This is a genomic window from Janthinobacterium sp. BCJ23 (genome assembly GCF_059617945.1).
In genome coordinates, this window is sequence record NZ_JCAQAW010000010.1 from 152,679 (window position 1) to 168,073 (window position 15,395).

Annotated in this window: 14 protein-coding genes; 1 reads left to right on the forward strand and 13 read right to left on the reverse strand. The window is 60.8% G+C overall.

All coding sequences use genetic code 11. The annotated features are described in order from the left end of the window. Positions 1 to 583: 583 nt before the first annotated feature. From AC54AG_RS25060 to ppsA, 4 genes are all read right to left on the reverse strand, one after another. Positions 584 to 1,528, reverse strand: coding sequence for an SPFH domain-containing protein (locus tag AC54AG_RS25060; RefSeq protein WP_034752220.1), 945 nt, complete (start codon positions 1,526 to 1,528; stop codon positions 584 to 586). A gap of 15 nt (positions 1,529 to 1,543) precedes the next feature. Further along, a complete protein-coding gene (locus tag AC54AG_RS25065; protein ID WP_034752222.1) occupies positions 1,544 to 1,960 on the reverse strand; it encodes an NfeD family protein in 417 nt (138 codons plus the stop codon). A 177-nt stretch (positions 1,961 to 2,137) separates the two neighbouring features. Beyond that, on the reverse strand, positions 2,138 to 2,635 hold the full coding sequence (locus tag AC54AG_RS25070; protein WP_034752224.1) for a Dps family protein: 498 nt from the start codon (positions 2,633 to 2,635) through the stop codon (positions 2,138 to 2,140). A gap of 145 nt (positions 2,636 to 2,780) precedes the next feature. Then, the gene (gene ppsA, locus AC54AG_RS25075; RefSeq protein ID WP_034752367.1) at positions 2,781 to 5,213 is read right to left on the reverse strand and encodes a phosphoenolpyruvate synthase; all 2,433 of its coding nucleotides are present in this window, start codon (positions 5,211 to 5,213) and stop codon (positions 2,781 to 2,783) included. A gap of 152 nt (positions 5,214 to 5,365) precedes the next feature. On the opposite strand from ppsA, the gene ppsR reads away from it, so the two are divergent. Beyond that, entirely contained in the window at positions 5,366 to 6,214 is an 849-nt protein-coding gene (gene ppsR, locus AC54AG_RS25080; protein WP_034752226.1) for a posphoenolpyruvate synthetase regulatory kinase/phosphorylase PpsR, read from the forward strand. A gap of 38 nt (positions 6,215 to 6,252) precedes the next feature. Here the strand turns inward: ppsR and AC54AG_RS25085 are convergent, their stop codons facing one another. From AC54AG_RS25085 to bamA, 9 genes are read right to left on the reverse strand one after another with little or no spacing between them, the layout of a single operon-like run. Continuing rightward, positions 6,253 to 7,455 (reverse strand): aminotransferase class V-fold PLP-dependent enzyme, encoded by a 1,203-nt coding sequence (locus AC54AG_RS25085; protein ID WP_496632000.1) that lies wholly within the window; start codon positions 7,453 to 7,455, stop codon positions 6,253 to 6,255. A gap of 11 nt (positions 7,456 to 7,466) precedes the next feature. Next, positions 7,467 to 8,252, reverse strand: a complete 786-nt coding sequence (locus AC54AG_RS25090) for a TrmH family RNA methyltransferase (RefSeq protein ID WP_058049460.1) — start codon at positions 8,250 to 8,252, stop codon at positions 7,467 to 7,469. Further along, positions 8,249 to 8,887 (reverse strand): ribonuclease HII, encoded by a 639-nt coding sequence (gene rnhB, locus AC54AG_RS25095; protein ID WP_046684971.1) that lies wholly within the window; start codon positions 8,885 to 8,887, stop codon positions 8,249 to 8,251. The genes AC54AG_RS25090 and rnhB overlap by 4 nt, the downstream gene beginning before the upstream one ends. A 37-nt stretch (positions 8,888 to 8,924) precedes the next feature. Then, positions 8,925 to 10,100, reverse strand: coding sequence for a lipid-A-disaccharide synthase (lpxB, locus tag AC54AG_RS25100; protein WP_496632003.1), 1,176 nt, complete (start codon positions 10,098 to 10,100; stop codon positions 8,925 to 8,927). After that, the gene (gene lpxA, locus AC54AG_RS25105) at positions 10,084 to 10,875 is read right to left on the reverse strand and encodes an acyl-ACP--UDP-N-acetylglucosamine O-acyltransferase (protein WP_319993058.1); all 792 of its coding nucleotides are present in this window, start codon (positions 10,873 to 10,875) and stop codon (positions 10,084 to 10,086) included. Before lpxA ends, lpxB begins: the two co-directional genes overlap by 17 nt. A gap of 1 nt (position 10,876) precedes the next feature. Then, complete coding sequence (fabZ, locus tag AC54AG_RS25110; protein WP_034752234.1) at positions 10,877 to 11,371, reverse strand: 3-hydroxyacyl-ACP dehydratase FabZ; 495 nt, start codon at positions 11,369 to 11,371, stop codon at positions 10,877 to 10,879. Continuing rightward, a complete protein-coding gene (gene lpxD, locus AC54AG_RS25115; RefSeq protein ID WP_496632006.1) occupies positions 11,368 to 12,423 on the reverse strand; it encodes a UDP-3-O-(3-hydroxymyristoyl)glucosamine N-acyltransferase in 1,056 nt (351 codons plus the stop codon). Before lpxD ends, fabZ begins: the two co-directional genes overlap by 4 nt. A gap of 25 nt (positions 12,424 to 12,448) precedes the next feature. Next, on the reverse strand, positions 12,449 to 12,967 hold the full coding sequence (locus tag AC54AG_RS25120) for an OmpH/Skp family outer membrane protein (protein WP_051991282.1): 519 nt from the start codon (positions 12,965 to 12,967) through the stop codon (positions 12,449 to 12,451). A gap of 52 nt (positions 12,968 to 13,019) precedes the next feature. Next, positions 13,020 to 15,356, reverse strand: a complete 2,337-nt coding sequence (gene bamA / locus AC54AG_RS25125; protein WP_034752241.1) for an outer membrane protein assembly factor BamA — start codon at positions 15,354 to 15,356, stop codon at positions 13,020 to 13,022. Positions 15,357 to 15,395: the final 39 nt, after the last annotated feature.

A 15,395-nucleotide genomic window follows, 5' to 3' on the forward strand; every position in this document is an offset into this window, starting at 1 on the left:
TAACTGAACAGTTAAATTCTATCCAATTGTAACGCGACTGAGGTGATTTTTTTGAAGATTTGATTGTTTTTTACAATTCTTTTACCAAAAATCCTACTCCCCCCGGCTTTCAAGCGATGCTGTCTTCAACCAAGTGGGGCGGACATCACACACGGACCGTCTGCGCAAGCACCTCTGTTTTGTGCGGCGGCGATTCAATACAGCGCCATCGGCCGCATTTATTCTGCAGTATTTTTTGTTTCATTGCAATTTATAGTAATTCTAAATTGCAATTCAAAATATACATGAGGCCAATACTATCGGCCATCGCCCATCCGCCCCAAACCCCGCACCGGCATCCGTAGCGGACATCGGTGCAGCAGATTCTACTTCAATCAAAAAGATAAGCGTCGCACGACAACATATAATCCCGAAAGTGCGCACAGCATAGCATAAAGAAAATATTTTCAACGTTACTGGTTCAAGCGCAGATACTCGATCCCTGCTGCCACCACATATTCCGGTAGCGCAAATGAAAACTGCCCACCATATGGCGGGCAGTTTTGACGGCAAACTTGCTACCAGTTTGCTATTCGCCAGGCAATCAGGGAATAGCCACGCCGCCTTTCGGCTTCTGCGTTTTCACCACCTGCATCGCCGTGGCGATCAAACCGCTCATATCACCGAGATTGGCCGGCACGATAATCGAGTTATTCGTTTTCGCCAATTGCGCGAAGGCGCCCACATACTGCTCGGCTACTTTCAGGTTGACGGCATCTTCGCCGCCCGGCTCGCGGATGGCGGCCCCCACCTGGCGCAGCGCCTCGGCGCTGGCCTGCGCCAGCGCGACGATGGCCGTGGCCTGGCCTTCGGCGCGGTTGATCGATGCCTGCTTTTCGCCTTCGGAACGGGCGATAGCCGCTTCGCGCTCTCCGCTGGCGATATTGATCTGCTCCTGCTTGCGCCCTTCCGAAGCGGCAATCAGCGCGCGCTTTTCGCGCTCGGCCGTAATCTGCGCCTGCATCGCATGCAGGATTTCCTTGGGCGGCGTCAAATCCTTGATTTCATAACGCAATACCTTGACGCCCCAATTCGCCGCCGATTCATCGATGGCATTCACGATGGCCGTATTGATATGGTCGCGTTCTTCAAATGTCTTGTCGAGCTCCATTTTACCGATTACCGAGCGCAAGGTCGTTTGCGCCAATTGCGTAATGGCGGCAATATAATTCGACGAACCATACGAAGCACGCATGGCATCGGTTATCTGGAAATACAGAATGCCATCGACCTGCAATTGCGTATTGTCGCGCGTGATGCACACCTGCGGCGGCACGTCGAGTGGAATTTCCTTGAGCACATGCTTGTAAGCGATACGGTCAACAAAAGGCACGACAATATTCAGGCCAGGACCCAATACCGCATGGAACTTGCCCAGGCGCTCCACCACCCAGGCATGCTGCTGCGGCACGACATTGACCGTCTTGAAGACAAATACCAACGCCAGCAATAACAAGATCAGCGACACGCTTCCGATACTTACTTCCATAATTTATTCTCCAGGTTATCCAACAATCAAACGGCTGCCGCGCACGGCCCGTATGGTGTAATGACCGGCCTGCGTATCGCTGCCGGGAATCAGTTCCACATCCCACAAGGCGCCGCGATACATGACGCGCGCCGCGCCATCGACCCAATGCGCGACAGCCACGCTTTGGCCGATATCGAGATTCACATTCGGATCCTGCGCCGCATCGCGCCGCGCCGCCTTGCCAAAACGGCTGCGCCGCAATAACAGGGTGGCCGCCACGCCGACAATAGCGGCCGTCAGGGCCTGCCAGCTGCCATTTCCGCCCGCCAGCGCCACCAATCCGCCGGCACTGACGCCGATGGCGATCATCAGCAGATAAAACGTGCCCGTAAACAGCTCCAGGATCAATACCGCGCCAGCCGCTACAAACCAGCCTACCCATTCAGCCATGATGCCTCCATCTTTGTAAATCCGAAAATAAAAAACCCCGCAGCCTATATAAGCGACGGGGTTTAATGCGCTGTGCTGCCTGATATTATTCTTGCCAAACACCTATATACAAGCAGTCTAACGCAATTCCAGATGGCGTCAATAGCCAGGGGCGAATTAGCGCCGCCAGCCCGGCAATTACTCTTCCAGCAGGCTGCGCAGCATCCACGCCGTCTTTTCATGCAGATCCAGACGCTGCGTGATCAGGTCGGCCGTCGGCTGGTCATTGGCTTTTTCCAGCAGCGGGAACAGGCGGCGCGCCGTACGCGCGGTCGCTTCCTGTGCCGATACCAGATGGCTGACCATGTCCAGCGCCGGCGGCACGCCGTCGATTTCCTTGATCGAAGCGAGCTTGACGAATTCCTTGTAGGTGCCCGGCGCCGGGTAGCCGAGGGCACGGATGCGCTCGGCGATCAGGTCCAGCGCGGCCCACTGCTCCGTGTATTGCGTCATGAACATCAGGTGCAGGGTGTTGAACATCGGCCCCTTGACGTTCCAGTGAAAATTATGGGTCATCAGGTACAAGGTGTAGCTGTCGGCCAGCAGGCCGGACAGGCCTTCCGCAATCTTCGCGCGGTCCGCCTCGGAAATGCCGATGTCGATCTTTGCAACTTTGCTCGGTTTCTTGCTTGCCATGTGAACTCCTGTTTCAATGTATTGGTGGAATCATTTTAGCTGATCTGGCGCAAGCCCATCGGATACTGCCGTGCGCCGCATGGCAGGCATAAAAAAACCCGCTGCCGGGTGAGCGGCAGCGGGTTTCAGACGGCGGTAAAGATGCTTACGCTTTCAGCGCAGCGAGCTTTTGCCAGGTGTCGATCACCGAGTCGGGATTCAGGGACATCGATTCGATGCCCTGCTCCATCAGCCAGACGGCGAAGTCAGGGTGGTCCGAAGGACCCTGGCCGCAAATGCCGATGTACTTGCCGCGTGCCAGGCAAGCCTTGATGGCCAGGGCCAGCAGGGCTTTCACGGCAGGATCGCGCTCGTCGAAGTCGGCGGCCAGCAATTCCATGCCGGAATCGCGGTCCAGGCCCAGGGTCAGCTGGGTCAGGTCGTTCGAACCGATCGAGAAGCCGTCGAAATGGTCGAGGAACTGGTCGGCCAGGATGGCGTTCGACGGTACTTCGCACATCATGATGACGCGCAAGTCGTTCTCGCCGCGCTTCAGGCCATTCTTTGCCAGCAGGTCGATGACTTTCTCGGCCTGGCCCAGGGTACGCACGAATGGCACCATGATTTCCACGTTCGTCAGGCCCATGTCGTTACGCACGCGCTTCATCGCTTCGCATTCCATGTTGAACGCTTCGGAGAAGTCGGCCGACAGGTAGCGCGCCGCGCCGCGGAAGCCCAGCATCGGGTTTTCCTCGTCCGGCTCGTAGCGCGAACCGCCGATCAGCTTCTTGTACTCGTTCGACTTGAAGTCGGACAGGCGCACGATGACTTTTTTCGGCCAGAACGCGGCGGCGATGGTGGCGATGCCTTCGGCCAGCTTGTCGATGTAGAACGCCTTCGGCGAAGCGTGGCCGCGCGCCACCGATTCCACGGCCTTTTTCAGGTCGGCGTCGATGTTCGGGTACTCGAGGATCGCGCGCGGATGCACACCAATATTGTTATTGATGATGAATTCCAGGCGCGCCAGGCCCACGCCCGCATTCGGCACGGACTGGAAGTCGAACGCCAGCTGCGGATTGCCCACGTTGAGCATGATCTTGGTGTCGAGCTTCGGCAATTCGCCGCGCGATACTTCCGACACTTCCGTTTCCAGCAAGCCATCGTAGATCTTGCCTTCGTCGCCTTCGGAGCACACGACGGTGACGAACGTGCCGTCTTTCAGCACGTCGGTCGCGTCGCCGCAGCCGACGACGGCCGGCACGCCCAGTTCACGGGCAATAATTGCAGCGTGGCAAGTACGGCCGCCACGGTTGGTGACGATGGCCGATGCGCGCTTCATGACCGGTTCCCAGTTCGGGTCCGTCATGTCGGCAACGAGCACGTCGCCTGGCTGCACACGCTCCATGTCGGCCGGGTCGTGAATCACGCGCACAGGGCCGGCGCCGATCTTCTGGCCGATGGCGCGGCCGGACGTCAGCACGGTGCCCGTGCTTTTCAGCTTGAAGCGCTCCTGCACGTCGGTCGCCTTTTGCTGCGACTTGACGGTTTCAGGACGCGCCTGCAGGATGTACAGCTTGCCGTCGCGGCCATCCTTGCCCCACTCGATGTCCATCGGACGGCCGTAGTGGTTTTCAATGATGACGGCGTATTTGGCCAGCTCCACCACTTCGCTGTCGTTCAGCGAGTAGCGGTTGCGCATTTCGACGGGCACGTCGACGGTTTTCACGGAACGGCCAGCTTTCGCTTCGTTCGTGAATTCCATCTTCAGCAGCTTCGAGCCGATATTGCGGCGGATCACAGGCGACTTGCCTTTTTCCAGCATCGGCTTGTGCACATAGAATTCGTCTGGGTTGACGGCGCCCTGCACCACGGTTTCACCGAGGCCATAGCTGGAGGTGACGAAGACCACGTCCTTGAAGCCCGATTCCGTGTCGATGGTGAACATCACGCCGGCCGCGCCCAGGTCGGAACGCACCATGCGCTGCACGCCGGCCGACAAGGCCACTTCAGCGTGCGTAAAGCCTTTATGTACGCGGTACGAGATGGCGCGGTCGTTGTACAGCGACGCGAACACCTGTTTCATGGCCTCGAGCACGTTGTCGATGCCGACCACGTTCAGGAAGGTTTCTTGCTGACCAGCAAAAGACGCGTCCGGCAAGTCTTCCGCCGTGGCGGAGGAGCGCACGGCAAACGACATTTCCGTGTCGGAATCGGCCACCAGCTTGGCGTAGAACTGGTCGATTTCGGCGGCCAGGCGTGGCTGGAATGGCGTTTCCACGATCCATTGACGGATCTCGGCGCCAGCTTGCGCCAGCGAGCGCACGTCATCGATGTTCAGCCCTTCGAGGCGCTGGGCGATGCGTTCGGCCAGCGGCAAGCCACCATTGGCGCTATACGACAGGAAATCGCGGAATGCCTGCGCCGTGGTGGCAAAGCCACCGGGCACGCGCACGCCGGCTTCCGCCAGTTGGCTGATCATTTCGCCCAGGGAGGCGTTCTTGCCGCCGACGGATTCGACATCCGTCATGCGCAAATGCTCGAACGAGGCAACATACACCGCGTCCTTGTCTTCCTGCTGTTGCGATACTGCGTTGGTCATAATGACACCCTTACTGATGATAGAAATCTTTACGCGCGGCGCACAGACAGTCTTCTTGTTATTCTTGGCGTCGTGCAGCACAATCATACCGTTGCAGCCATTTTACCTTGTGCGGCGCAAATTGACGACGCACAATCTTGATCCGAAAACCCATGACACAAGAACCACGCCCTCCTCTGCCCTCCGCGGCCCGCACCGTCTTCTTCGTTTCCGACGGCACCGGCATCACCGCCGAGACGTTCGGCCACTCGGTGCTGACGCAGTTCGATCTGCGCTTCCGCCAGATCCGCCTGCCCTTCATCGACACCATGGACAAGGCCCATGAGGCGGCGCGCAAGATCAACGAGGCGTTTGCCAGCGACGGCCAGCGTCCGATCATTTTCTCCACCCTGGTGAAGAACGATCTGTCGGCCGTGATCCGCAAGTCCAGCGGCATGCACATGGACCTGATCCAGACCTTTGTCGCCCCGCTGGAGCAGGAACTGGGCGTGATGTCGACCCATACCATCGGCCGCTCGCACAACATCGTCGACAGCGAGGAGTACAAGAACCGCATCGAGGCGATCAACTATTCGCTGGCGCACGACGACGGCCAGTCGCACAAGAACCTGTCATCGGCCGATGTCATTCTGGTGGGTGTTTCACGCTCTGGCAAGACCCCGACCAGCCTGTATCTGGCCATGCAATATGGCATCAAGGCGGCCAATTATCCGCTGATTCCCGACGATTTCGAGCGCGACAAGCTGCCATCGGCCCTGCTGGAATTTAAGAATAAAATTTTCGGATTGAGCATTACGCCCGAACGTTTGTCGGAAATACGCAACGAAAGACGCGCTGGAAGCAAGTATGCGGCCATCGAAAATTGCCGTTACGAAGTCAACGAGGCGGAAAAAATGATGAAACGCGAGGGCATACGCTGGCTGTCGTCGACCACCAAGTCGATCGAAGAGATCTCCACGACGATCCTCCAGGAAATCAAACCGAACCGCCGCGAATACTGAGAAAAGCACCTGACCAGACCTGCTGCGCGTCGGTTTTGTCAGGTGGTCGCCTCGCTGGACAGCACCGTCAGCGCGGCCACCAGCTGATCGAGTTCACCGGTGGTGGTCGTGATGGCGACCGTGGCGCGCACGACATCGGTATCGCCGATATTGCGCTGCACGGTAAAGACGCCGAAACGCTGCAGCAAGGCTTGCTGCAGATCGCGCGCGCTCATGCCATCGACTGCAAAGGCGACCAGCGCCGTACCACGCCTGGCATCGGGCGGCGACAACATGCGCACGCCCGGCAGTTGCGCGGCGCGGCTGACCCAGTAATTGCGCAGCCAGGCCAGGCGTTCGTTCTTGGCCGGCGTGCCGCCCAGGCGCGCATGGAAATCCAACGCGGCGGGCGCGGCCAGGATGGCGCCGATCGGGGGCATGCCCATGTGCAGGCGGCTGCGGATATCGTCCTGCGGATAATCGTCGTCGCCATAGTGCGGCTCGATCTTGTGCAGCTGCGATGCGCGGATATACACGACACCGAGTCCCGCCGGCGCCCCCAGCCATTTGTGCAGATTGAAACCGGCGAAATCGACGCCCATGGCCTGCACGTCCACGTCGACCTGTCCCAGCGCATGGGCACTGTCGAGCAGCACGTCGATGCCGTGCTCGCGCGCCAGCGCCATGATGTCCTTGAGCGGCAGTTGCTGGCCGTTGGCCGGCGTCACCTGCGACAGCAGCAGCAATTTTGGATTGACGGCCTGGCGCATGGCTTGCGCGTAACGGGCGATGATCTCGTCATCGCTGATGGGCAGGCTCAATGTGACTTGCGTGCTGGTGACGCCACGGCGCTGCGCCAACCAGCGCATGGCCGTGCGCATGGCCGGATAATCGAGATTACTCCACAGCACCGTATCACCTGGCGCCAGACCATGGTATTGCGTGATCAGCACCTGCATCGATTCGGTACCGCTGCGGGTCAGCAGGATCTCGTGCGGCTGCGCGTGGATCAGCGCGGCGACGCGCTGGCGCAGGATATCCACATGCGTGCGCGTGAACTCGCCGCGCACGAAAGGGCTCAGTTGCTCGTTGGTGTAGCGCACGGCCTGTTCGAACGCCGCTTGCACGGGCGCGGCCATGGCGCCGAAATAGCCATGTTCGAGATTGACGATGGCGTCCGGCGGCGCGGGATACAACGCGGCTACCTGGCGCCACCAGGCCTCGTCACGTGCGGCACCATCGGCAAGCGGAGGAAAAGACATGGCTACCCTGTTCAGGACTGGCCCTGGCGCAGCTGCTCGAAGAAGCAGACGGCGGCGCAGGCGGCCACGTTCAGCGATTCGATCTGGCCCAGGTGGGGAATAACCACCTGGTGCGTGGCCATAGCCAGCAGGTCGTCGGCCACTCCCTGCCCTTCATGGCCGAACAGCCAGGCGACCGGTTGGCGCAGGTCGACGTCGTACAGCTGCTTTGTGGCGTAGCCGCTGGTAGCCAGGGTCGCCACCTTGGCGCCCGCAACGAGCGCGGCCAGGTCGACGTTTTCAAAGATATCGAGCACGAAGTGTGCGCCCATCGCCGCGCGCAGCACCTTCGGCGACCAGCAGAAGGCCGTGCCGGCGCTGCAGTAGACCTGCGTGATGCCGGCGGCCGCCGCGCTGCGCAAAATCGACCCCACGTTGCCCGGATCTTGCAGGTTATCGAGCAGCACGGCCGACACGCTCAGTGGCTGCGTGACGGCCCGTTCCGGCGTCTCGATGAGGAACATCACGCCCACGCCGTGTTCGACCTGGCTCACGGCGTTATACAGCGCGTCGGGCAAGCCCAGTACATGCGCGCGCTGGCTTTCCAGCTGGCCGACGATGTCCGCCACTTCCGGATTGCGCAAGGCGCTTTCGCTGACGATGCACTGCTCCGGCATGCCGCGCAGCTGCAGGTACGACTGGCACAGGTGCACGCCGTCGAGCAGGGTGCGGCCGGACTTGCGGCGCGCCTGCGAACTGCCCGCCAGCTTCAGCAGATCCTTGTATTGCGCATTGTCGCGCGAAGTGATCGTCTTCATGCCGCCACCTCCTGTCCGCCAAACAGCGCGATCACATTGCGTACGGGCGCGAACGAGCGGCGATGCACGGGCGAGGCGCCGTGCAGGTGCAAACGCTCCAGGTGCAGCTTGGTGCCATAGCCCTTGTGCTGGTCGAAGCAGTACTCGGGATAGGCCGCATGCAGGTGCACGAGGGCCGCGTCGCGCGCCGTCTTGGCCAGGATCGAGGCGGCGGAAATCGAATCGACCTTGTCGTCGCCACCGACGATGGCCATGCCGCGTATCGGCATCACGGGACAGCGGTTGCCGTCGATCAAGGCCAGGGTCGGCACGGTGGCCAGGGCCTCGACGGCGCGGCGCATGGCCAGCATCGACGCCTGCAGGATGTTCAGGCGGTCGATCTCTTCTTCCGACGCTTCGGCGATGGCCCAGGCCAGGGCCTTGGCCTTGATCTGCGGCGCCAGCAAATCGCGCTTGGCTTCGCTGAGTTTTTTCGAATCGCGCAAGCCGTCGATGGGCTGCTGCGGGTCGAGGATCACGGCGGCGGCGAACACGGGGCCGGCCAGCGGACCGCGGCCTGCCTCGTCGACGCCACAGATGATTTCATCGAGCGAGAATGGCAAGTCGTCAAACAGGCCGGGATAGATATTTTTCACGTTGAATCTTTGGTAGGAACTGCGATTGAAACGGTGCTCACTTGCGGTTGGCGGCGATGACTTGCATGACGGCGTTGGCGCTTTCCTGCGCGCTGTCGCGCAGCAGGCTGTGATGCATGTCCGTGAAGCGCTGCACCAGGCGCAAACGGCCCGGCACGTCGCTCAGCTGCTGCCACATGGCCTCGGCCAGCGCTTCGGGGCTGGCCGCGTTTTGCAGCAGCTCGGGCACCAGGTAATCGCGCGCCAGTATGTTCGGCAAACCGATCCACGGCTGGTAGCCCATGTGGCGCATGATTTCCCACGAGGCGCGCATCATCTTGTAGGCGATGACCATGGGCTTCTTGTACAGCGCCACTTCCAGCGACGCCGTACCGGATGCCACCAGCACCGCATCGGCGGCGCAGATGGCCGTGTGCGAGCCGCCGTCCGTGAGCAATATCTCGACGTCCTGCAAGCCCGCTTCCGCAATCAGTTGCAGGAAATACTGGCGCTGCTTTTCGCCGGCCATGGGCGCGACGAAACGCAAGGAGCGGTCGCGCGCCAGCAGCAGCTTGCAGGCGCCGACAAAGGCCACGGTATTGTATTTGAGTTCACCCATGCGGCTGCCCGGCATCAGGGTCACGACATTCGCGTCTTCGGGCAAACCCAGGACACGCCGCGCGGCCGCTTCATCGGGCTGCAAGGGAATCATCTCGGCCAGCGGATGGCCGACATAGGTGACGGGCACGCCCGCCTTGCGGTAGATCTCTTCCTCGAATGGGAAGATCACCAGCATGTGCGACACGGCCTTGATGATTTTCTTGATGCGGCCACCGCGCCAGGCCCAGATCTGCGGCCCGATGTAATGCACGGTGGGGATGCCGCCTTCCTTGAGCTGCTGTTCCAGTCCCAGGTTAAAACCCGGATAGTCGGCGCCGATGAAGACGGCGGGACGCTCGGCCAGCAGCTGGTCGCGCAGCGCGTTCTGGATGCCCTTGATCTCGCGGTAGCGGGGAATGATCTCGAACAGGCCACGCACGGTCAGCTTGTCGAGCGGCCAATCGGACACAAAACCCTGCTTGGCCATGTGCTCGCCGCCGATGCCATGGAAGCGCGCGCCGGGCAGCTGCGGCACGAGGCCCGACAGCAGCCGGCTGGCCAGCAGGTCGCCCGACACCTCGCCGGCGACGATGGCGACCGACAGGTCGCTAGCATGGTCAGCGGACAATGCCACGCGACGCCACGCCAAGGAATTCGCGCATGGCGCGAATATGTTCCGCCACCTCGGGCGACGCTGCCGCTTCTTCTTCGAACAGGGCTGCCTTGGATTCTTCCAGGGTCAGCCCCGAGCGGTAGATGAGTTTATACGCGGTACGGATGCCGTTGATCTGCTCGCGCGTAAAGCCGCGGCGTTTCAAGCCTTCGATATTGACGCCATGGGCCTGCGCCGGATTGCCGTTCAACAGGACGAATGGTGGCACATCCTGCGTCAGGCTGGTGCTCATGCCGACAAAGGCGTGCGCGCCGATCTTGCAGAACTGGTGCACATTGGCGAAGCCGCTCATGATGACCCAGTCGCCGATTTCCACGTGGCCCGCCAGCTGCGCGTTATTCGAAAAAATCGTGTTGTTGCCCACCAGACAGTCGTGCGCCAGGTGCACATACGCCGAGATCCAGTTGTCATTGCCCAGGCGCGTGACGCCGCCGCCTTGCACGGTACCGGTGTTGAAGGTGCAAAATTCGCGGATCGTGTTGCGGTCGCCGATTTCCAGGCGCGTCGCCTCGCCCGCCCATTTTTTATCCTGCGGCTGCGCGCCGATGGAGGAAAACTGGAACAGGTGGTTGTCGGAGCCTATCGTCGTGTGGCCATCGATGACCACGTGCGGGCCGACCCTGGTGCCAGCGCCGATGCGCACGTGCGGACCGATGATGGTGTACGGACCCACCTCGACCGAGCTGTCGAGCTCGGCCTTCGGATCGATGACTGCCGTGGAGTGGATGGCCGCCATGTTACTGTCCCGCTGGCTGGCTCGCAGACTGGCTCGCATCTTGCGCGCTGCGGATGGTGCACATCAGTTCCGCTTCCACCGCCAGCTTGCCGTCGACCGTACCGACGGCCTTGTATTTCCAGATGCCGCGCGAAACGCGCAGGATTTCCACATCCATCTTCAGCTGGTCGCCCGGTTCGACAGGACGCTTGAAGCGCGCATTGTCGATGCCGACGAAGTACACGACCGAATTTTCGTCCGGTTTCACGCCCATCGACAGGAACGACAGCAGGGCCGCCGTCTGCGCCAGCGCTTCGATCATCAGCACGCCTGGCATCACCGGCTTGTGCGGGAAATGGCCCTGGAAGAACTCTTCGTTGACCGTCACGTTCTTGATGGCGGTGATGGTTTTATCCGCTTCCCAGTCCAGCACGCGGTCGACCAGCAGCAGCGGGTAGCGGTGCGGCAGCAGCGATTTGATGGCGAGGATGTCGAGGGTCTTTTTTTCAGTAGTCATTTTTCGTCTTGCGTGGTCAGTGTTTTAATTGTTTTTTCAAGCGCGCGGATTTTCTCGCGCATGCTTGACAGGTTGCGCACGATGGCGGCGCTCTTTTCCCAGTCGGCGTTCTTCGCCAGCGGATAGAAACCCGTGTACTGGCCGGGCTCCGCGATCGACCGCGAGACCATGCTGCCCGAGCCCACGTGGACGCGGTCGGCGATGGTCAGGTGGCCCAGCACCATGGCGGCGCCGCCAAAGGTGCAGTACTTGCCGATGATGGCGCTGCCGGCCACGCCGACGCAGCCGGCCATGGCCGTGTGCGCGCCGATATGGCAGTTGTGGCCGATCTGGATCTGGTTATCGAGCTTGACGCCATCTTCGATGATGGTGTCGGCCAGTGCGCCACGGTCGATGGTGGTGTTGGCGCCGATATCGACATCGTCACCGATCACCACCCTGCCCGTCTGCGGAATCTTGATATACACGCCGCCTTCGTTGGCGAAGCCGAATCCGTCGGTGCCGATCACGGCGCCCGAATGGATGATGCCGCGCTGGCCGATCACGCAGCGCGCGTGGAAGGTCACGTTGGCGAACAGCTGGGTGCCGGCGCCGATGACGGCATCGCGGCCGATCACGCAGCCGGCGCCGATGACGCAGCCGGCGCCGATCACGGCGCCCGCTTCGATCACGGCGCGCGGTCCGACCGAGGCAGTGGCGTCGACCCGCGCGCTGGCATCGACGATGGCGCTGGCGTGGATACCCACGGGTGCCTTGATCTCGGCCAGGGCGGCGAAGTACTGCGCCGCGCGCGCGAAATACACATAGGGGTTCGGAGTGACGATGCGCGCGCCGGCGTAGTCGCCGCCGATCAGCGCGTCGTCGGCCGGCGTGAGTATCAGCGCCGAGGCACCGCTCTGGGCCGCCTGTGCGCGGAATTTGCTATTGCTGAGAAAGCTGATGTGCGAAGCGCCGGCGTCAGCCAGCGGCGCGATCCCTGAAACTTCCAGGTTCGGATCGCCCGCCAACTGTCCGCCGAAGCGTTCGACCAATTCACCTAGTCGAGTGCCCATCTATAAGACCCTTAATAAATTGCTGTTACTTGTCCAGCGCCTTCAAAACCTTGTCGGTGATGTCGATGCGCGGGCTGGCCCACAGGGCTTCCTGCAGCACGATGTCATATCCTTCGATATGCGCCATCTGCTGGATGATGGTGTTGGCTTTTTCCGCGATGGCGCTGCGCTCTTCGTTCGTGCGCTGGTTCAGGTCTTCGCGGAACTCGCGCTGGCGGCGCTGCAATTCCTTGTCCAGCTCGAAAAACTCGCGCTGGCGCTTGGCGCGCTCCGCCTCGCTCAGGGTCGGCATGTCCTTTTCCAGGGCTTCGTTGGCCACCTTGAAGCGGGCCGCCAGTTCCTGCACGGCTTTTTCGCGCGAGCGGAACTCTTCGGCCAGCTTGGCGCTGGCCAGCTTGGCCAGCCTCGACTCGTTATAAATACGTTCGCTGCTGATCCAGGCGATCTTCGACTCCTGAGCCTGCGCCTGCACCGGCAACAGCGAACTCCAGCACAATGCGATCACGGCAAGGGTCTTGGGCAGGGTAGCGGATGCGGTGTTCATGATACTCCATGGTCAAAAAGTAAAAGCTGTCGCCCCCGTTCAGATGGCCCGGTCAGAAACCGGTGCCCATCTGGAACTGGAAGCGCTCCAGGCGGTCCGTCGGCTTGGCGTTCAGCGGCTTGGCGTAGCTCAGCTTGAGCGGGCCCACCGGCGAAATCCAGCTGATGCCCAAGCCAGCAGAATAGCGCAATTGCGACAGACGCATTTTTTCGCCTTCCTGGTAGACCTGGCCGCCGTCAAGGAAACCAAACCAGCGCAAGCTGCGGTCATTGCCCGAACCGGGGAATGGCATCTGCAGTTCCGCGTTCGCGATCAGGCGCGAAGCGCCGCCCAGTGCATCGTTGGTGCTCGGTTCGACCGCGCCCAGCGAGGAACTCAGGTAGCCGCGCACCGAACCGATACCGCCGCCGTAGAAGTTCTTGAAGACCGGATAGACGTGATTGCCGATGCCGTGGCCGTAATCGAGCTCGCCCTTCAACGCCAGGGTGACCTTGCTGAACAGCGGACGGAAATACTGGTGCTCATAAATGGCACGGAAGTATTTCTGGTCGCCGATCAGGTCAGCCTCCAGGTTGACGCGCTGGTAGCGGCCGATCGATGGCGTCAGTGCGCTGTCGCGGCTGTCGCGCTGCCATGCCGCCGTCAGCGGGATGGAATTCGTCGTGGCCGAACCGATACCGTCGGACGGGCCGCCATTGTCGACCACGTACTGCTTGAAGCGGATCGGGCTGGTGACGTCGGTTTCGATGCGCGAACGCTCGGCGCCGATGCCGAAGAAGACGGTGTCGACTTCCGAGAACGGCACGCCGAAACTGACGCGGCCACCTGTCTGCTTGATCTTGTAGCTGCCGATGTTCAGCGCCGGCGGTTCCGTCGTACGCAGGTAGACTTCAAAGCTGCGCGAAATGCCATCGTCCGTGTAGTACGGATTGGTCTGCGAAAACGCGATCGTGCGGCTGTAATGGCTGGTATTGAGTTCGATGCCGACCGTGTTGCCGCTACCGGCGAAGTTGGCCTGCGAAATCGATGCCGACAGCGTGAATTTTTCCGATTGCGAGAAGGCGCCGCCGATCAGGAAGTTACCGGTTGGTTTTTCCACCACCGTCACGTTGACGTCGACCTGGTCGGTCGTGCCCTGCGCTTCCGGCGTGTCGATGGTCACGTCCTTGAAGTAGCCGAGACGGTCGACACGGTCGCGCGACAGCTTGATCTTGTTGCTGTCGTACCAGGACGATTCGAACTGGCGGAATTCGCGGCGGATGACTTCATCGCGCGTGGTGGTGTTGCCGGCGATATTCATGTGGCGCACGTAGACGCGCTTGCCCGGGTCGATGAAGAAAGTGAAGCCGACTTCATGCTTTTCGCGGTTGATTTCGGGATTGGCGTTGACGTTGGCAAACGCATAGCCGAACGTGGCCAGGCGGTCCTGGATACGCTTGTTCGTGGCCGTCAGGCGTGCGCCCGAGTAGATTTCGCCTTCGCGCATCAAGTTCAGCGCTTTCAGTTCTTCTTCACGGCCGAACATCTCGCCTTCGAACTTGGTGCCGGCGATCTTGTACTTCTCACCTTCGGTGATGTTGATCGTCAGGTAGATATCTTTTTTATCGGGCGTGATCGACACTTGCGTCGAATCGACCTGCATCTCGATATAGCCGCGGTCCAGGTAATAGGACTTGAGCGACTCGATGTCGCCCGTCAGCTTGGTCTTCGAATACTGGTCGGCCTTGGTGTACCAGCTGAACCAGCCGCCCGTGTTCAGGGCCAGCTGCTCGCGCAGTTCCTTGTCCGTGAAAGCTTTGTTGCCGACGATGTTGATCTGCTTGATGCGGGCCACGTCGCCCTCGTCGACGGCGAACACCACGTTGACGCGGTTACGCTCGATCGGCGTGACGGTGGTGGTGATCTTCACGCCGTACAAGCCATGCGACAGGTACTGCCGCTTGAGTTCCTGTTCCGCGCGGTCGACGGACGCCTTGTCGAAAATTTTGGCTTCACCGACGCCGATTTCCTTCAGCGCCTTGACCAGCACGTCCTTTTCAAATTCCTTGGTCCCGGTAAATGCCACGGAAGCGATGGCCGGGCGTTCCTCTACCAGCACCACCAGCACGTCGCCATCGGCTTCCAGGCGCACATCCTTGAACATGCCCGTCGCATACAGGGCCTTGATGGCGGCAACGCTCTTCTCGTCGGAGAACGTTTCGCCGACCCGCACCGGCAGGTAGGCAAACACGGTGCCCGCTTCAGTACGCTGGATCCCTTCGACCCGGATGTCCTTGACAGTAAATGGCTGGACGGCCAGCGCATGGCCGGAACAGAAGGCCATGACGGCGGCGCCGATCAGGGTGCGGCGAAAGGAAGGCAAGGCAAAACGAGCAGAATGTAATTTCATTGGGGTTATTCAATGGGTAAATCAATGGACAACATACAC